Source organism: Mucilaginibacter sp. OK268 (assembly GCF_900103125.1).
In the GTDB taxonomy this organism is placed as follows: domain Bacteria; phylum Bacteroidota; class Bacteroidia; order Sphingobacteriales; family Sphingobacteriaceae; genus Mucilaginibacter.
Window position 1 is genome coordinate 37663 of the sequence record NZ_FNJV01000008.1, and the last position, 19765, is coordinate 57427.

The following is a 19765-nucleotide window of genomic DNA, read 5'->3' on the forward strand; positions in this document are numbered from 1 at the left end:
TCGAACGATTATGTCAGTAGTTTTCAACTACCGCGACACAAAATTAAATGTTCTTATTCATTGCCTGTAGTCAAAGACTACAAGCATAGTTAATCCGAAGCCAGAGACTTCGGACAGCAATGATAACATCCTCATTTGCACCACTACATTAAGCTTATTTGCATAGAACGCGAGGAGATTGCTTCGTCGTTCCTCCTCGCAATGACATATTTATTATTAAGCTACCCTTTTCAAAGTAAAGGCAAATCTGCTGCCTGCACCCAATTCGCTGTCTACCGCTATTTTACCAGATTGTGCTTCGATAAAATCTTTGGCGATGGCCAGGCCAAGGCCTGTGCCGGTTTGATCGGCGGTGGCATTGGGGACTTTAAAATAGCGTTCAAACAAACGCGACAGATACTGCTCTTCAATACCTTTACCATGATCCTGCACCGAAAATTCGATCTCGTCGGTATGGCGTTTTTTCACCACCAGTTCTACTGTTGATTTTTCGTGGCTGTATTTGATGGCATTTGATAACAGGTTGATCAATACCCAGGTGGTTTTATCCAGATCGGCGTGCACATCGGGCAGGTTTTCATCACAGTCAACTTTAATATTCACCTGTTTCTGGTCGGCAATAAATTTGATGGCCTTTACGGCATAATCTACAATATTTCTAGGGTGGGTTTTGCCAAAGTTAAGTTGCAGTTTACCGGTTTCTACCTGTGCCATATCCAGCAGTTCGCCGGTTATTTGCAGCAGGCGACGGGCATCTTCCTCAATATTTTCCAGCAGTTGCCTTTGCTCGGGATTTACATCACCAATACGTACATCCTCCAGTAACTTAAGGCTCATTTTGATAGACGATATCGGGGTTTTTAGCTCATGCGATATGGTGGCAATGAAATTGGTTTTGGCCTCATCCAACTGCTGGTATTCGGTAATATTTTTCAGAATGATCACTTTGCCTATCACCCTGTCTTTACTGCTTACCGATAGCGACTCGCGGGAATAAAAACTCTCCCGGTTATCGGCAAATATTTTCAGTCTGGCCTGATCATTCATCAGCAGGTTGCGCAGCAGGTCGTTTTCAATAGCCACATCGGGCGCGTAGCGGCCATTCAACTGATCGGCACTCATACCGATCAATGAGCAAGCTACCTCATTGGCAAATATGATGATCATTTTTTCGTCCAGACCCAAAATGGCATCGTGCATAGAATTGATGATGGTCTCGATCCGTTTTTTCTCAAAAAGGATACTAGCCAGGTTACTGTTCTCAAATTCATCCAGCTTGCGGGTCATATTGTTAAAGGCCTGCCCTAACTCGCCAAATTCGTCATCTGATTTAAAATGGATTTGCTGATGATAGTTACGGTTGGATACTTCTTTGATGCGGGCGGTAAGCTCCTTGAGTGGATTAGCTATATAACCCGGGAAATTAACCGCGAAACTAAAGGCCACCAGGAACAAAAACGCACCGCAAAACGCAACCAGTATGGTGGCACGGCTGGCTGTACCTTTGGCAATATCATTTTTATGAGCAATGGCGGTCATGTTTAATTGCATAAACCCGTAAACCAATTGCCTTGCCTGCGCACGCAACGCGGGTAGTTTAGTAGCATCGTTGTTTACCAGTTTGATCCTTTCAAAAACGGAGCGTAAAGAATCGGCCAGTTTACCTTCGCCGGGTTCGGTAATGTTATGCTCCTCCAGTGCCAGGTTGTTTTCAATTGTTTTTAATTGTGCCAGGCTAAGCGGCCCTCCATTGGCGTCTACTGCCGACAATATTTGCTGACCGTACTGCAATGATTTATAGTTATCTTTTAGAATAGCACCCGCATCGGCCGACAAGCGGTTGAGGAAATATACCGACAACGCGCAGCAGATGAATGATAGTACAAACAAAAAACCTATGCCTGTACGTAGTTTATTTTTAATGGTCATGTTATGATAGTATTACAAGGTCAATATCTGTTTTAGACATTTTATTCAGCAACTGGGTAAACACCGCCGTTTTCATGATCACCTGGTAAAATTTAAACCTCGGTTTACCAATACAAATGGTAGTGATGTCGTATTTTTCGGCTGTTTCCCAAATGGCTTTAGCTATATGGTCGTTTTTTACTTTAAGTACTTCGCCGCCCAACTGTGTAGCCAGTTTCATATTGTTGATGAGATGACGCTGCGATGCCAGGTTTATTTTATCGCTGCTTTCGCGCGAGGTTTGTACATACAGCACATACCATTTGGAACGATAGTATGACGACAGCCTGGCCGTTTTACGGATAATTATTTTGGCCGATGCATCATTGGTACTGATGCAGGCCAAAAACAATTCGGGTCGCAGCTTGATATTTTTGGGTATCTCGATATCAATTTTCCGTTCTACCTGGTGGGCCACTTCGCGCAGGGCCAGCTCCCGCAGCTGCAAGATCCGCTCGGCCTGGAAAAAGTTACTGAGTGCCAGCGGTACTTTCTTTTCATCATATATCTTACCCTCCTTTAAACGGTCAATCAGCTCATCAGCAGTTAAGTCGATATTCACTACCTCATCGGCCATTTGCAAAACCTTGTCGGGGATGCGCTCACCGATGGTTGCCCCGGTAATACGCTGCACTTCCTCGTTCAGGCTTTCCATATGCTGGATGTTCACCGCGCTGATCACATTGATGCCCGCGTTCAGGATCTGCATTACATCCTGCCAGCGTTTTTCGTTGCTGCTGCCTTCAATATTGGTATGGGCCAGCTCATCAACTATCACCACTTCGGGACGCAGGCTGATGATGGCTTTCAGGTCCATCTCTTCCAGCTCCTTACCTTTATAAAATAATTTACGGCGGGGTATTACCGGCAAGCCTTCCAGCTGCGCTACGGTTTCCTTACGACCGTGAGTTTCAATATAGCCTATTTTAACATCGATGCCATTACGTAACAGGGCCTGGGCCTCCAGCAGCATGCGGTAGGTTTTACCCACACCCGCGCTCATGCCTATGTAAACCTTAAATTTACCCCTCCGCGAACGTTTAATCAGTTCCAGGAAATGCTCAACAGACTGCTCTTTATTTTCTTCGCTCATGATGTGATGAACTATTTTTCAAATTCATTTTATCGTTATTATATAAATGTATTAAAACTAATAAAAGGAGATTCCGAAAAATCCCCTTTTATAGTATGAATGTTCGTCAACCAAACTTATAATTAACAACCAAACATTAATTATAAAAAACAATCATACATATCTTCACCTCTCCTAAATCCTCTCCAAAGGAGAGGACTTTAACTTCATTTTTTTAAAAGCCCTCTCCTTTGGAGAGGGTTGGGTGAGGTTAAAAAGCGTAAACCGCTGCCAAAACAAATTGCGAGGCAGTTTTTGTGGGGTCGCCCGACCGATTTGTAAATGCTTCGGCCGATCCGCCATCAAGCCGCACTTCCGGTATTAACGATAACGGGCCTGCTTTAATATTGGCTGTAAACGTTACCGCGGTTACATGTTCACCAGGTGCCGGACCAGCTAAGGTCAGGTCGCCGGTTTTTGTTTTAAAATATTCGCCCCTTAAACCCAGGCTTACATTTTTGGTCACCGCGTATTGCGGGTACAGCGCCACACCGGTAAATCCACCGGTTATGCCGTTGTTCGCTTTATAATCGGCGGCGTTAAGTCCCAGTTTAAAAGCATCTGTGATCTGGTAAGCCGTGGTCAGGTCGAACTCCGTTCCCGAAGTTTTACCGGTGATCACATTTAAATAAGCCGTCCAGCCTTTTACGGGCACTATGGTTAACTGCGCGCCAAAGTTATTTACACTATTGGCCGATTTATAGGCGTTCCACTGATCGTTAAACACACCTGCCATCAGGCTCACTTTATCGGTGAATGCATAAGCAGCCTTAAAGCCGGCATTCTGAAACGGGCCGTTGGTGAACAGGTACGAGGTGGAATAGTTAAAATTCCCCGTTGGGCTGATCACTTCGTAGCCTATAAAGGTAGCCATATAACCACCGGTTAGTACCAGTTTATCGGTTACGTCATAAGCTATGTAAAGGTTTTGGATATGGAACGAATTATTATTTGCTCCGGCGTTAGGGATGGATTGTTCTTGCCCCCGCGGACCAAAAGATAACTCGCCAACAAATGCTGCTTTTCCTACTTTTTTCTTCAGTCCCAGATCTATCATCCCAATGGATACAGAGTTTTGATCGGTAGCGAAGCTGGTTGGTATATTGCTTTTTCGGCCGGAGAAATCGTATTTATAATAAGTATCTACCGAGCCGGATATCACTAGTGGCGGATCTGTTTTAGTACTGTCCTGGGCTTTTGCCGCCAGGCCGGTTATTAAAATAATTGCAGGTATGAATAGTAAGGATTTCATTTAGTATGGTATAATTTGGTTTTGATTGGGTTGTGCAATGGCGGGGATGTGTTTGTTGCAGTAAACACACCCCTCCACCCCTCTCATGAGGAAAATCGCACAGCCCCGGTTATTTTTTTAGCTCTTCTAAAGCTATATTCAGTTTAAGCACATTTACTTTGCTTGGACCAAACAGGCCAAACATTGGTTTTTCGGTATGTTCATCAACCAGTTTGGTTAACTGATCGGCAGATAAACCACGGGCTTTGGCCACACGGGCTACCTGTACCTGTGCACCGGCAGGTGAAATATCAGGATCTAAACCACTGCCCGATGCGGTAACCATTTCGACAGGGATCTGCGCACGGGTTACGCCTGGGTTATGTTTTAAGAAATCCTCAATGCGTTTTTCAACGTCTTTCAGGTAATCAGGATTTGAGGGACCTTTATTTGAACCTCCAGATCCGGCGGCATTATAATCAACCGCAGATGGGCGGCCCCAGAAGTATTCGTCTTTAGTGAATTTCTGGCCTTCCAATGCGTAGCCTACTACACGGCCTTTGTAGGTTAAAGTTTCGCCATCACCATGGCCGGGGGTTAATTTACCTACACCGGCAATAGCCAGTGGATATATGCCTGCAGTTATCACGATCAAAATGAGCGTTAACTTTAATGAGGGCAACAAATATGTTTTCATCGTTTTAAAATTAGATTTGAGATATGAGATTTGAGACGTGAGATTTTTAATTTGAGAAGTGGGATTTTGACTTTTTTTATTTTCGTCTCATATCTCACGTCTCATATCTCACATCTGATTTATAAAAATACGCCTACTGCCAGGTCTATCAGTTTGATACCCACAAATGGTATCAGTACACCGCCCAAACCATATATCAACAGGTTGCGGCGCAACAGCGCGCTTGCACCAATAGGTTTGTATTCCACCCCTCTTAATGCCAATGGTATCAGCAATGGTATAATGATGGCGTTAAATATCACGGCTGATAATATGGCCGATTCCGGGCTGTGTAGATCCATGATGTTCAGGGCTTTTAACGATGGTATAGATACCATGAACAAGGCCGGCACAATGGCAAAGTACTTGGCCACGTCATTAGCTATACTGAAAGTGGTTAATGTACCGCGGGTCATCAATAACTGTTTGCCTATCTCTACAATCTCGATCAGCTTGGTAGGGTCATTATCCAGATCCACCATGTTACCGGCTTCTTTAGCAGCCTGGGTACCACTGTTCATGGCCACACCAACGTCGGCTTGTGCCAGGGCTGGTGCATCGTTTGTACCATCGCCCATCATGGCCACCAGTTTACCACCTTGCTGTTCTTTTTTAATGTAGTTCATTTTATCTTCGGGTTTAGCCTCGGCAATAAAATCATCCACACCTGCCTTTTCGGCAATAAATTTGGCGGTAAGCGGGTTGTCACCAGTAACCATTACGGTTTTAACACCCATTTTACGCAGGCGGTCAAAACGTTCGGCAATGCCGGGTTTAATGATATCCTGTAGCTCAATCACACCCATGATCTTTTCATTCTGCGATACCACCAATGGGGTACCACCATTTGAGGAGATCTTTTTCACATTATCTTCTACCTCAGTAGGGAACGGATTTCCAGCCTTCAAAGCTATGTTACGGATAGAATCAAACGCACCTTTACGGATACGTAAACCATCAGGAGTATCCAAACCGCTTGAACGGGTTTCGGCAGTAAATTTGATGAATACCGCGTCTTTAGGAGCAACCACTTTAGGCATGGTTTTATCCTCATGAGCAAGCTCAACAATTGATTTACCTTCGGGGGTTTCATCAGCCAGTGAGCTCAGCACACAGGCAACAACAAAGTTTTCATTTGTAACTCCTGTAGCCGGGTAAAAGTTGGTGGCCTTACGGTTACCTATGGTAATGGTACCGGTTTTATCCAGCAGCAAAGTGTCCAGGTCACCAGCAGTTTCTACCGCTTTACCAGATTTGGTGATCACGTTAGCCCTTAAAGCCCTGTCCATCCCCGCGATACCGATGGCTGATAACAGACCGCCGATAGTGGTAGGGATTAAACACACGAACAGGGAGATAAAGGCAGCTATAGTTATAGGGGTATTGGCATAATCTCCAAATGGTTTAAGCGTAACGCATACGATAACGAAGATCAATGTGAAACCTGCAAGCAGGATGGTTAAAGCTATTTCATTTGGTGTTTTCTGGCGCGATGCACCTTCAACCAGGGCAATCATCTTATCCAGGAAGCTTTCGCCGGGCTGGGTGGTCACCATTACTTTGATCTTATCTGACAATACTTTGGTACCACCGGTAACGGATGATTTATCACCACCTGATTCGCGGATAACCGGGGCAGATTCGCCGGTAATGGCCGACTCATCAATGGTAGCGATACCTTCTATGATCTCGCCATCGGTAGGGATGTTATCACCGGTTTCGCAGATAAACACATCACCTTTTTTTAATTGGGATGACATTACCATTTGCTCCTTGCCGTTTACCAGCAAACGGGCCGGTGTTTCTTCGCGGGTTTTGCGCAGGCTTTCGGCTTGTGCTTTACCGCGAGCCTCGGCAATGGCTTCGGCAAAGTTGGCAAACAGTACGGTTAAAAATAAAACAATAAATACGGTAAAGTTATAGGCAAAACTACCCTGACCTTTATTGGCAAATGAGTAGATGCTTACAACAAGCATCACAAACGTACCGATCTCTACAGTGAACATCACCGGGTTACGGAACAGGATGCGTGGGTTTAGTTTGATGAATGATTGCTTAAAAGCCTCTTTCATCTGGTCGCCCTGGAATAATGTATTTTGATTTGAGTTCATGATTATTTTAATGAAAAGTGTTCGGCAATTGGACCTAATGCCAGTGCAGGGAAGAATGACAGGGCAGCAATGATCATGATCACCGCGAAGATCATTATCCCGAAAGTTGTGGTATCGCTTTTTAGCGTTCCGGCTGATTCAGGGATGAATTTTTTATTGGCCAGTAAACCGGCAATAGCCAGCGGACCAATAATTGGCAGGAACCTGCCCAGGATCATCACGATACCTGTAGTAACGTTCCAGAAAATGTTACCATCGCCCAAACCTTCAAAACCCGAACCATTGTTGGCTGCTGATGAAGTGTACTCATACAGCATTTCGGAAAAACCGTGGTTGCCTGGGTTATTTAACCAGCTGGATGGCTTAACGGCCCAATCAGCACCCGGCATGTGTACTACTACATAGGATGATATGGCCAAACCTACTAAGATTATAAAAGGGTGTAGCAAGGCTATTAGTGATGCTACCTTCATTTCGCGGGCCTCTATCTTTCGGCCAAAAAACTCTGGTGTTCGTCCTACCATCAGTCCGGATATAAATACCGCGATGATGATAAAGATGTAAAAGTTAAGGATCCCTACGCCGCAACCACCATAAAAACAGTTCACCATCATACCCAGCAACATCATGTTACCAGACATAGGCATGGCGCTGTCATGCATGGAGTTTACCGAACCGGTAGATATAATGGTAGTTACGATACTCCAATATGCCGAGTTCGCCGGACCGAAGCGTACTTCTTTACCTTCCATAGCGCCGGTTGTTTGACTGACACCCATTTTGGCTATAGCCGGGTTGCCGTTCAATTCGGCATTCATGGTTGGGATCAGGAATAAGAGCATCCCTATCGTCATCACCCCAAACACTACATAAGCAAACTTCTTTTTATTAAGATAAAAACCTAAGGCAAATACCAATGCGATTGGGATCAGTACCTGGGCAACCAATTCGGTTGTATTAGTTAAATAATTAGGATTTTCAATAGGATGGGCCGAGTTGGCACCAAACCAACCGCCACCGTTTGTACCCAAATGTTTGATAGCTACCAGGGCAGCAACCGGTCCGCGTGATACGTGAACAGTATCGCCCTGCATGCTGATAAAAGTATCTTTACCGGCATAGCTGGTGGTCATGCCGTTAAAGGCAAATATTACAGCAATTACGAATGATATAGGGAGTAATACGCGGGTAATGGTTTTTACAAAGTAATCCCAAAAGTTACCAAGTTTATCGGTTACTTTATCTTTCATGGCCCTGAATAACACAATCAGCGCGGCAATACCGGTAGCTGCAGATACAAAGTGCAGGAACATGAAAACAAAATGTTGTGTAAAATAAGTAGCGCCGCTTTCGCCGGAGTAATGCTGTAAGTTACAGTTCACCAAAAAGCTGATAGCGGTATTGAAAGCCGTATCCGGCGACTGACCAGGATTAGCATCCGGATTGAGCGGTAAGTGGCCCTGGGCCATTAAACAAACAAACGCATATATCAGCCACACGCTATTAATAGTAAGCAGGGCAAATAAATGCTGTTTCCAGTTCATTTCTTTTTTGGCATCGATGCCGCTGAATCGGAAAATAAAACGTTCCAACGGGGCCAGAAAGTCGAGCCAGGTTTTTTCGCCTTTAAAAACGCGGGCTATGTATCGGCCTAAGGGTATAGCCAGCGCGAGTGTGAGCAGGTAGGTAAATATTACACCTGAAATTTCAGTGTTCATGGTTTAAATAATTAAAATTTTTCGGGTTTAAGCAGCACGTACACCATGTATACAAACACGGCAATGGCCACAATGAATAATGCGATCATGGTGATTAGATTTTTTCGAAGTAATTAACTGATTTGAAAAAGAGCCAGAAGATGGCTATGAAGGCCACCACATAAATAACAACTTGTAAAACATCCATAGTATTAAATATTTTAAGAGTCCTTTACCAAGCAAATGCCAATAAATAAAATATACAAGTAAACAACTGTAATACAGCTATTTATTTAGTTCATTTGGATTACAAAAAGCTTTTTGATCAAAACCAGCCTATCAAAATGATAGGTTTAAGTATCAAAGTGGTAGTTGAATAACGACTGCCTCTTCTCACAACACGTCATTGCGAGCGTAGCGTGGCAATCCCCGACTTACAGAGACGCTCTGCATATTGGGGATTGCCACGTCGTTCCTCCTCGCAATGACGCGCGGAGGGAAAGGCGTTTTTTTCACCCTCTTTGCGGCGAAGCCGAAGAGAGGGTCGCCCGCGAAGCGCAGACAGGGTGAGTCGGTTCTGCGACAAGACAGAATTATTTTGACATTTCAAGAAGATTTCTTCCGCCCAAATAGCCATATATTGGCCCTGGTAACAAAAAAATGAGAGATATTCCATTCCATCAGCTAAGGGATCGGGCCTCAACGGGCCTCGAGATCAGGCGATTTGTTGCCGGGGATGATGTACCCCGCGATGAAGCCGATACCCTGGGTGCGCACCGCGACGATCATTATATATTTTTTGTTATTGAAGAAGGTATGGCATCGCTTATGATCGATTTTCATGAGTTAAAGTTCGGTGCATCCTCCTTATATTATATATTGCCGGGACAGGTACACCACCGTATCCGTAATGAGATAGGTTATGGTTGGTTTATAGCCATCGACTCCCTGTTGATAGCTCCAGACTACCGGAATGTTTTTGAAAGTCAATTGGTATTGCAACAGCCTTTTATGCTCAATGAGGTACAATTTCGTCAATGTACAGATCTGTTAGCCCTCATGCAGGAAAAATACCTGGAAGAAAAACCCGGTCCGTTTTACTTGCAGGTAGTACACTCCCTGGTGCAATCATTTGTAGGGATAGCGGCCTGTTGCTTTAGTGGATTTTGTAACTCGCAGTTTGCACTGTCACGGCCGGTACAATTAGCCCAGGAATTTAAAAAGCTTTTGGCCAATAACATCCGGCAGGTTAAAAGTCCATCAGCTTATGCCTCCATGCTCCATGTTTCGGAAACTTACTTAAATGAGGCTTTAAAAAAGGTAACCGGCCTTTCGGTGAGCTATTGGATACAACAGGAAGTGTTGCTCGAAGCTAAGCGCTTATTGTATTACAGCGAGATGAATGTAAAAGAGATTGCGCACACGCTTGGGTACACCGATCATACTTACTTTTCGAGGTTGTTTAAAAAGACCGAAGGTACCACCCCACTTTTATTCCGGACACATTACCGTAAATAGTCCAATCATTACCGTAAGCCATTCATTGATTTGGGTATCAATACACAGTTTCTTTGTATAATAAAAAAACTACCCATGGAAACATCCACTTTTCAAAAAATCAAAAGAAAAGCCGGAAAGCTGTTTGAAAACAGGTTACAATCCGGCCGGGTGCTTGAAGTGCGGCACTGGGAGCCATCAACCTTAATTGAGGTCGACTTGCACCTTCCTTTTGCCGATATAGCACAATGGAACGAAATACCCTATATAAAATTCAGGGTTGACGATTTTACCTTCCGCGATTATACCCCATCGGGCTGGGATGCCGAAACCAGTACCTGCACTATCTATATAGACGCGGCACACAATGGTCCGGGCAGCGGATGGGCACAGCAATTGAAGAAAGACGACGTGGTGAGCTATCTTAAAATAGGTTCAACCGATCATAGCCCTGTAGCCACCTCGGCAGTTGTTGCCCTTGGCGACGAAAGCAGCATGGGCCACTTGCTGGCCTTACAAAAAATGGTATTGCCACATACTCGTTTTTCGGGAGGTTTGGTTATTGGTAACGAGCATCACCGCAAACTTTTTCATGAATATTTTTGGTCGCCCTTGCAACCGGTGGCACGCAAAGATATTTTTGGCCACCACAGCCTGATCGAGTGGGTGCTTGAACAGCAATACAGTTTGGAAAACACGGTATTTTACCTGGCAGGTAATAATACCATGGTAGCACAACTGCGTAAACTGCTCAAAAACCAGGGTTATCCATCGGGGCAAATTAAAGTGCAGGGCTTTTGGTCGTAGCCTGTTTTACCTTGTAATAGGTAATATATGATGCAGCCAGGAACACCAGGAAGATAAGCGGCATTACGCGGTAGGTTACCGGATCGCCTGATGCACTGTGCGCTATAAAAGCCGAGATAAAAGTGAAAGTAAAACCCGCGTAAACCCATTCCTTAATAAGCGATTTTAGGGGTATCAATAACAAAACAGCGCCGGCCAGTTTTGCCATGGCCAGCTCTACCCTGAAATAGCCCGGATAGCCCAGGTGCTGAAAAGCCTGTGTCATAGTTGGTGCCGTTAGGTAGGTATAAGCCGAGTAGGTCATCATTAATGCTACTATACTTGTGGTAATCCAGTAAGTGATCTTGATTACTTTCATTTTCTTTTTTCAGCAAACTTAGCTACCTTTACTATTAAAAGGATACTACTATCCCAAAGGATAGTGATATCTTTTAGGATAGCAGTTTTATTTATGGAAAGTCAATTGAAAAAAAGAGATCATAATTCAGAGGCCTGCAAAGCCGCCGGAGGCGCGGTTAGGGATGCGCTTTATGTACTCAACGGAAAGTGGAAATTGCCGCTTATTGCCACGCTCTCTGACGGGCCGCTGCGTTTTAATGATATTCAAAGAGCCCTGGGCGATATCACTCCTAAAATATTGTCAAAAGAGCTGAAAGAACTGGAGCTGAACGAATTTCTAAAGCGTAATGTTTTCCCAACCACCCCGGTTACAGTAACCTATGAGCTTACCAGCTATAGCCAGTCATTGGAGCCGGTGTTAGAGGAGTTGAAAAAATGGGGAACGCAGCACCGGGAACGCATTGTTGCCAGTCGCCGCCAATCTGTGGATACAGAAGTATTAACTTAAGGATAGTAAATCATGGGCAAGTTTTTTGATAGCATACAGGAGCAACACCAGGCTTTTATTGAAAAGCAGAAAATGTTTTTTACCGCATCGGCCCCGCTTACAGCCGATGGACATGTTAACCTTTCGCCAAAAGGGATCGACAGTTTTAAAGTATTATCAGCTAATAGAGTCGCCTATATGGATATTATAGGCAGCGGCAACGAAACATCCGCTCATATTTTGGAAAATGGACGCATCACCATTATGTTTTGCGCCTTTGAAGGCCCGCCTAATATCCTGCGTTTATACGGGAAGGGTTACACGGTGTTACCCGGCGACGAAGAATGGGCTGCTTTAGCTCAAAACTTCGATATCTTATTAGCAACCCGGCAAATCATCGTTGCAGATATCCACAAGGTGCAAACCTCCTGCGGGTTCAGCGTACCTTATTATTCCTATGAGGGTGAAAGGGACCAGGCTTATAAGTGGGCGGCTAACAAAGGTGCCGATGGTTTGGAGGCCTACAAAAAAGAGAAAAACATGCTGAGTATGGATGGCTTGCCTACCGCTCTTGTTAAACCAGGTTTAAGCACACGCAAATGGAGTCATTGATCAGTACCATTAAACAACTGATACCTCTTTCTGCCGAAGAAGAAATTATTACTAAAAGCCTGTTTACCGAATTAAATCTTAAACCCGGCGAATACCTACTCAGGGACGGACAGGTGTGTAAGCATGTAGCTTTTATCAATAAAGGCCTCGTTCGTTATTTTATTAATAACGAGGGCGATGAACGGACCATGTTTTTTAGCAAGGAAGGTGAGTTTGTTTGTAACTATATCAGCTTTTTACCACAGGTAGCTTCCGACAAAAATATCCAGGCGCTGGAGCCAACCCAGCTTTACCTGATCAGCTATGAAAAGTTACAGCGTTTTTACCGGGAAGTAGCTGGAGCCGAGAAATTTGGCCGGATGGTTATTGAACAGGTTTTCTTATCGGCCATACAACAATTAGACTCCTTATACACCGACCCTCCCGACGTGCGATACCAGCAATTCCTCACTCATTACCCCGATCTTACCCAAAGGATCCCGCAGTATCATATTGCTTCTTATGTGGGGATCAAACCACAATCATTATCCCGCATCCGTAAACGGATCTTTGGTCAATAGTCCGCTGGTTAAGCCTATTAACAGTAAAATAAACATAACGTTAATTCAATATGTACTTTCATATAAAGTTATGAAAATACATATCATACAATCATTTACCTTCATCACCAGTTAAATCTTAACCCCTTAATCGATTAAGTTTAAATCTTATGGCAAATTTTTGTAACAAATAGTTTACCTTTAATCGCCGATTAAAATTTATAATTAATAAAACACCTAAAAGTTAACCATTTTATAACACAAAAAATTTGGAAATGAATTTAATGTACGTATGTTTGTACATATAATATAACCAATTTCACATTGTGTGTTTTGCCTATTCAAAATACACTTTAACCATATTACATCCTTAACGATCCCTGCATGAAGATACGTTTACTAGGTGTGTTTATATTCCTGTGTCCATTTTATCTGAGTGTTAACGCGCAGGTAAAAGATAAGTCTGCTTTAGCCGGTTCTATACTGGCAGACAGCCGCCTGGATACCATACAGGCACGGGGTTTAAAATTACTTTCCGGTTTCTCTGCAGGCACCTCCTATAACGAAGTATGGATCAGGGATTTTAACACTTTCATCAAAGGATCTTTAAAAGTTCACCCCAAAGAAAAGGTAAAAGAAATGCTCCTGATGTTTTTTAAAATTCAGGGCGCCGACGGCAACATTGTTGATGGTGTGGTTGACAGCGCAAAAGCAGGTGTAGGTTATCAGTACCGCTATTCGGCCTTATTACCGGGCTGGGCGGCACATAAAAACACCGTTGAAACCGACCAGGAGTCATCCCTTATTCAAGCTGTAAAAAAATATGTAGATGTAACCGGCGACAGATCCATACTCTCTGAGGCAATAGGTGCTAAAACGGTTCTGCAACGCATGGAAGATGCTTTTGCCTATATCCAAAAGGATAGATGGTCGGCCAAGTACGGCCTGGTTACCGGTGCTACCACCATTGACTGGGGCGATGTGCAACCCGAAACCGGCTGGGGCGTAGCCATTAATGATAAAACCAAGTGGGCCATTGATATTTATGATAATGCCATGTATGTTATCGCTATCCATGATTTTATGGCCATGAAACCGAAGGGCTATCAAACCAAACAAAACTGGACCGCCATAGCCAATACCATCAAACAAAATGTTCGTAAACACTTGTGGATGCCTGCGGCTCAGAAATACCTCCCCCATATTTATTTAAACGGCAGCCCATTCTCTAAAGATTTTAACGAAAATGAGATCCTGTATAGCGGCGGATCTATCTGCGCCATATTGGCCGGGTTTAATACCCAGGCCGAGGTTAAAGAAATAAACAGACAATTACTTGCCGCAGCAGCCAAAGATAAGTTTGCCACTATTGGTAAAACGGTTTATCCCGCTTACCCGGCAACCCAATTCCCAAACATGCATCCTTACATTTATCAGAATGCCGGCGACTGGACCTGGTTTGGCGGACGAATGATGGCGGCCCTGGTTGCAAATGGCCAGGCAAAAGAAGCTTACAACGAATTAATACCAATGATTGACAGGGCAATTGCACACAAAGGTTTTTATGAATGGTACGATGTGCAAACCGGCGCCCCAAAAGGTTCGGGCGATTTCAGGGGCGAGGCAGGTGTTTTATTTGACGCGATTACAGTTTTAAAGCAATGGGCTACTAAAAATAAATAAACTACTTATTAGCGTAAAATTTAAAAAAACAGTTACTAAATCAATTTTCATGAAAAAAAATAATACCGTAAAGGTAGCGTGGATTGTTTTGCCCTTTTTTAAGGGTGCTCGCTCCGCATATCACCAGCCTCCTTAGTCGTAAGCCGCCTTTCAATATACGGCGTAATATTTCCCTAAAGAATCAATTCTTAAATTATTAATTAATGTTATGAAGAAAAAATTTATCTACTCGATCCTGTTAACCCTGCTTTCTTTGCAGGCCATGGCACAGCTTAAAATTAGCGGAAAGGTTACCAGTGCGCAAGACAACTCGCCTTTACCTGCTGTAAGCATAAGAATCAAGGGTACCTCAACTGGTACCGTTACCGATGCAAATGGTAATTATAGTATAACCGCATCAAATGCCAATGCTGTTTTGGTATTTACCTATACGGGCTTCGCCGCGCAAGAAGTAAGCGTAGCTGGCAGAAGCACCGTGAATGTTCAATTAAAAGAAACAGCCAGCAACCTTAATGAAGTGGTGGTTATTGGTTATGGTACGGCAAAAAAATCTGACCTTACCGGCGCCGTAACTACCATTAAAGCCGAGCAGTTACTTGACAAACCTGTGCCTAACTTAACGCAGGCATTACAAGGCAAGGTTGCCGGTGTTGATGTAAGTGTAAACAGTAATGCACCAGGTGCAGGCGCAAAAGTGCGCATCAGGGGTATTGGTTCTATCAACTCCAATATCGATCCGGTTTACGTTGTAGACGGTGTGGTAGGCGTTGATCCCAACTCCATCAACCCTAATGATATCGCCTCTATCGAAGTTTTAAAAGATGCGTCATCAACAGCCATTTATGGTGTACGTGGTGCAAATGGTATTATCATGGTAACCACCAAACGTGGTAAAAAAGGCCCTGCTACCATTAGTTATGATGCCAACGGAAACGTAAGCGAGCTTTACCGCCACGTACCAACACTAAACTCAAAAGAATTTGTAGACATTTACAACCAATCATTTGCAAACGGATCGAAATTTGATCCTACAGGTGCTACACAAACACCTGCAAAAGCCCTCAACCATACCAACTTCCCCTTGCTGTTTGATACCAACAACAATCCTATTTACGATACCAACTGGGAAAAAGAAACGTATAAACCTTCTTTTTCACAAAGTCATCAGTTGAATATCCAGGGCGGTAGCGAAAAATCTGTTTACAGTTTATCATTAGGATATCTTAATCAGCACGGTTTAACTCCTACATCAGCCTTTAAACGCTATTCCATTAAAATGACCATGGATAACGATGTTAAAGACTGGTTAAGAATAGGTGGTAGCATCAACCTTATCAGCAGCCGCCAGCGTTTGGTAACTGATGGTAACGGTAGTTTGAACGTACCACGTGCGGTGAGCGAAGAAGTGCCGATTGTTCCGATAAAATATCCAAACGGAACCTATGCAGGTAACTTTGATATTGCCGGTCTTGAAGGTGCGCCAAACCCTATCCAAATTGCCAATGAGCGTTATACGCTTAACAATAACATGCAAATGTTGGGTAACGTATACTTCCAGTTCAAAATATCATCTGAATTGGATTTTAAAACAGATTTCGGTTATAACCTGAGCTCACAAAAAAACAATTTCTACTCGTCATTAGCCCTGCAGCATTTATCTGCCGATCAGGGTGGTGTTGCTAACATCAATGCTTACCAAAACTATTTCTGGCAAACAGAAAATTACCTTACCTGGAACAAAAAGCTCAATGATCACCAAAGATTTACCGCTTTAGCGGGTGTATCTTTTAACAGAAACGGATATGAAAGGGTAAGATCTGAAACACAAAACTTCATTGACGACTTTTTCCAGTATCATTATCAACAAGCTGGTTCGGTAAAAAGCGCCAATGAATCTCAGGACGAGAAAAACTCACTGGAGTCATTCTACGGTCGTATCAGCTATAATATCGACGAAAAATACCTGTTCACTGCAACCGGCCGTTATGACGGCACATCACGGGTTGCCGCAAAAAACCAGTTCTCGTTCTTCCCTTCAGTTGGTGCAGCATGGCGTGTATCTCAGGAAGATTTCCTGAAAAACAGCAAATCCATCTCCAACTTAAAAATCCGGGCCAGCTATGGTATACTTGGTAACCAGGAGATCGGTAACTACAGGTCATTGCCACAATACGGCACCGGCCAGACAGTTTTAAGTAACTCGGCTCAAATATCATTGCTGCCAAGCTACCTGGGCAACCCCGATTTGAAATGGGAAAGAACCAAAATGGTTGATGGTGGCATTGAACTGGGACTATTTGGCGACAGGGTAAACCTGAATGCTGATTTTTATATCAAAAATACCAGCGACTTATTATTACAAACACCTATTCCATGGACAGCAGGCTTTACCACTGCTAACGTTTACAAAAACGTAGGTTCGGTTAGGAACACCGGTATCGAGCTTGCACTGAACACCGTGAACGTTAGAACTTCTGATTTTGAATGGACAACTAATTTCATATTTGCATCCAACAAAAACAAAGTAACCAAATTGAATGATAATGGCGCGGATATATTCCCTGGCCCTAACTTCCTTGGTCAAAACTATGTGATCCGTGTTGGCCAGCCATTAGGTTCTTTTTACGGTATGACCCGTGTTGGTACTTACAGCGATTCACCTGCTGATATTGCCGAAGCCGCCAAACATGGTTTAAAAGCCGGCGACAGAAAGTATATTTACAACGCCGATGGAAGCAACTATTATAGCATCATCGGTCGCGCTTATCCAAAATGGACAGGTACTTTCAGCAGCAGTTTCAGGTACAAACATTGGGACTTCTCATTCGATATCCGCTTTGTTGAAGGTGTAAATACTGCCGCTAACTTCAAACACTCGTCTGAAGACAGGCAAACCATATCAAACAGTTTAGCAACGGTATTAAACGGCTGGACCCCGAACAATCAGAATACCATGATATCGCAGGTGCGTAACTACAAATATGCACAGGACTCGCACTTTGATACCTGGTGGGTAGAGGATGGTTCATTTATACGCGGTCAAAACTTCATATTAGGTTATACCTTCCCAACTGCTATGCTTCAACGTGTGCATATGAGCCGTTTACGTATCTATGCAAGCGTTCAAAACCTGTTCGTGATCACCAAATACACTGGTTATGATCCTGAGGTTGATACGTTTAACAGCAGCTATGGTTCCAATCAAGCATTTTCACAAAATATAGATTTCTTCGCTAACCCACGTCCACGTATCTGGAACCTTGGCGTACAGGTAGGATTCTAAAAATTGGCGATATGATCAAAACAGATAGAACAATAGCAATGAAGGATATAATAGAAACAATCTAATAAATCGCATTAAAATGAAAACATTAAAAAATATATTAATCGTATCGTGCATGTTGCTTTCATGCTCATGCAAAAAGTTCCTGGAAGAAAAGCCAACCAACTTTTTAACTCCCGGAGCCGATCTTTCAAGCGCGAAAGTGGCGCGGGCCTTTGCCAATGCGGGCTATCAAAACCTTACCGGTTTGCTAAATGGCCAGTCTGGCTCATACGGTGGTAACACCTGGAACTTAATGGAGTTTATGACAGGTAAGGCAAACAGCGACCTGGGCCAAACCGGCTTTGTAAGCTTTCAGACCCTTACCTACAGTAATACCTCGTTTTATTTTGACACCTGGTGGCAACAAATGTACCTAGGCATTGGCGCAACAAACCTGGCTATACAAAAAATACCAACCATTAACGCTGCCGGTTTAAGTGATGCCGACAAAGCAAATATGGTAGCCGAAGTACGTACTTTACGCGCCCTGTATTATTTTTACCTGGTACGCATGTATGGCGCTGTGGTTAAGGTAACCGAACCCGCTAAGGATCTGAACCTGAATTTGCCGCGTACACCTGCCAAGCAAATTTATGATGAAATAATTATACCAGATTTGCTTGCAGCCGAAAAATCAACCCTGCCATGGAAAGATGCAACAGGTAAAGTAACTATGGCCGCTGTAAAATCGTTACTGGCTGATGTTTATTTAACTTATGCTGGTGCCGCTATAAATGGTGGTGCTGCAAACTACGCAGAATCGGCAAAACGCTCATTGGATGTAATTCAAAATGGCGGCTACACGCTGTTCCCGAACTATACCGATATGATTGTTCCGGGTAATAAAAACACCACAGAGTTTATTTTACAGGTACAGTATTCGGCCGCAGTTCCGGTAACCAATCCACTTACGCCACTTACTATCCCTAACTTCTCCGGTGTATCAAAATACTCAGACGAGTACGGATCAGTTTGGCCTACAGATCAGTTTATAGCATCATTCCCTGCGGGTGATAAACGTGCTGCAGAAAAACAGTTCTTTTACACCAGCTATGTAAGTGCTAAAACCGGGCAAACCATCACCTTTAAAAATCATTACATTTATAAATGGTTTGATGTAAACGCGGTTACCAACACTACTAAATCAGATCTGAACTATACCATTTATCGTTTGGCCGATGTTATGTTAATGTATGCCGAAGCATCAAACCGTGCCGAAGGCTCACCAAATGCCAACGCCATTCAGTATGTTAACCAGATCCGTGCGAGGGCTACCCTGGCCCCGATAGGTGCATTGTCACAAGATGCATTTGAGAAGGAAGTATGGCTGCAACGTTATTTTGAGCTTTGCTTTGAAAATAAAATGTGGTTTGATATGGTGCGCACCCGCAAAATACATAATGACATCACCGGTAACTGGGATAATTTTGTAGGTCATAAAACAGTATTCAATACTACTTATGCCGAAAAACAACTATTGTTCCCTTTACCAAAACAGGAAACAGATGTTAATCCAAAATTATTGCCTAACAATCCGGGCTTTTAATTAGTATGAGTTCATAAAAACAGAACAGCCCCGGTTTGCACCCGGGGCTGTTTTT

The 19765-nt window shown here is 43.5% G+C and carries 16 protein-coding genes; 8 read left to right on the forward strand and 8 right to left on the reverse strand.

The features are described 5' to 3' along the window. Positions 1–216 precede the first annotated feature (216 nt). The 7 genes from BLR84_RS21910 to kdpF form a co-directional block, all read right to left on the reverse strand. Positions 217–1929 carry a HAMP domain-containing sensor histidine kinase gene (locus BLR84_RS21910; protein WP_090472404.1) on the reverse strand — a complete coding sequence of 571 codons (1713 nt, stop codon included), beginning with the start codon at positions 1927–1929 and terminating at the stop codon, positions 217–219. A gap of 1 nt (position 1930) precedes the next feature. Continuing rightward, a complete protein-coding gene (locus tag BLR84_RS21915) occupies positions 1931–3061 on the reverse strand; it encodes a histidine kinase (RefSeq protein WP_090472405.1) in 1131 nt (376 codons plus the stop codon). A 250-nt stretch (positions 3062–3311) separates the two neighbouring features. Beyond that, complete coding sequence (locus BLR84_RS21920; RefSeq protein ID WP_090472406.1) at positions 3312–4352, reverse strand: outer membrane beta-barrel protein; 1041 nt, start codon at positions 4350–4352, stop codon at positions 3312–3314. A 109-nt stretch (positions 4353–4461) separates the two neighbouring features. Next, entirely contained in the window at positions 4462–5028 is a 567-nt protein-coding gene (locus BLR84_RS21925; RefSeq protein WP_090472407.1) for a K(+)-transporting ATPase subunit C, read from the reverse strand. Positions 5029–5147: 119 nt separating this feature from the next. Next, positions 5148–7178 (reverse strand): potassium-transporting ATPase subunit KdpB, encoded by a 2031-nt coding sequence (gene kdpB / locus BLR84_RS21930; RefSeq protein ID WP_090472408.1) that lies wholly within the window; start codon positions 7176–7178, stop codon positions 5148–5150. A gap of 2 nt (positions 7179–7180) precedes the next feature. Beyond that, a complete protein-coding gene (gene kdpA, locus BLR84_RS21935) occupies positions 7181–8896 on the reverse strand; it encodes a potassium-transporting ATPase subunit KdpA (protein WP_090472409.1) in 1716 nt (571 codons plus the stop codon). Between the two features lie 11 nt (positions 8897–8907). After that, positions 8908–8985, reverse strand: coding sequence for a K(+)-transporting ATPase subunit F (kdpF, locus tag BLR84_RS30620; protein WP_076377293.1), 78 nt, complete (start codon positions 8983–8985; stop codon positions 8908–8910). Positions 8986–9535: 550 nt separating this feature from the next. Here kdpF and BLR84_RS21950 point away from each other — a divergent pair. Together BLR84_RS21950 and BLR84_RS21955 are read left to right on the forward strand one after the other, a co-directional pair. Beyond that, the gene (locus BLR84_RS21950; RefSeq protein WP_090472411.1) at positions 9536–10393 is read left to right on the forward strand and encodes a helix-turn-helix domain-containing protein; all 858 of its coding nucleotides are present in this window, start codon (positions 9536–9538) and stop codon (positions 10391–10393) included. 75 nt (positions 10394–10468) lie between these two features. After that, positions 10469–11179: a ferredoxin reductase domain-containing protein gene (locus BLR84_RS21955; protein WP_090472412.1), complete on the forward strand. Its 711-nt coding sequence runs from the start codon at positions 10469–10471 to the stop codon at positions 11177–11179. Here the strand turns inward: BLR84_RS21955 and BLR84_RS21960 are convergent. Further along, positions 11154–11537, reverse strand: coding sequence for a DoxX family protein (locus BLR84_RS21960; RefSeq protein WP_090472413.1), 384 nt, complete (start codon positions 11535–11537; stop codon positions 11154–11156). The two genes, BLR84_RS21955 and BLR84_RS21960, sit on opposite strands and share 26 nt — an antisense overlap. 105 nt (positions 11538–11642) lie before the next feature. On the opposite strand from BLR84_RS21960, the gene BLR84_RS21965 reads away from it, so the two are divergent. The 6 genes from BLR84_RS21965 to BLR84_RS21990 all read left to right on the forward strand — a co-directional run bounded on the left by BLR84_RS21965 (position 11643) and on the right by BLR84_RS21990 (position 19710). Then, complete coding sequence (locus BLR84_RS21965) at positions 11643–12026, forward strand: winged helix-turn-helix transcriptional regulator (protein WP_255367017.1); 384 nt, start codon at positions 11643–11645, stop codon at positions 12024–12026. Positions 12027–12038: 12 nt separating this feature from the next. Next, on the forward strand, positions 12039–12617 hold the full coding sequence (locus BLR84_RS21970; RefSeq protein ID WP_090472415.1) for a pyridoxamine 5'-phosphate oxidase family protein: 579 nt from the start codon (positions 12039–12041) through the stop codon (positions 12615–12617). Beyond that, positions 12605–13177 (forward strand): Crp/Fnr family transcriptional regulator, encoded by a 573-nt coding sequence (locus BLR84_RS21975; protein WP_090472416.1) that lies wholly within the window; start codon positions 12605–12607, stop codon positions 13175–13177. The genes BLR84_RS21970 and BLR84_RS21975 overlap by 13 nt, the downstream gene beginning before the upstream one ends. 363 nt (positions 13178–13540) lie before the next feature. Further along, positions 13541–14839 (forward strand): glucosidase family protein, encoded by a 1299-nt coding sequence (locus tag BLR84_RS21980; protein ID WP_218128440.1) that lies wholly within the window; start codon positions 13541–13543, stop codon positions 14837–14839. 208 nt (positions 14840–15047) lie between these two features. Next, positions 15048–18122, forward strand: coding sequence for a SusC/RagA family TonB-linked outer membrane protein (locus tag BLR84_RS21985; RefSeq protein WP_090472417.1), 3075 nt, complete (start codon positions 15048–15050; stop codon positions 18120–18122). Positions 18123–18201: 79 nt separating this feature from the next. Beyond that, positions 18202–19710: a RagB/SusD family nutrient uptake outer membrane protein gene (locus BLR84_RS21990; RefSeq protein ID WP_090472418.1), complete on the forward strand. Its 1509-nt coding sequence runs from the start codon at positions 18202–18204 to the stop codon at positions 19708–19710. Positions 19711–19765 lie beyond the last annotated feature (55 nt).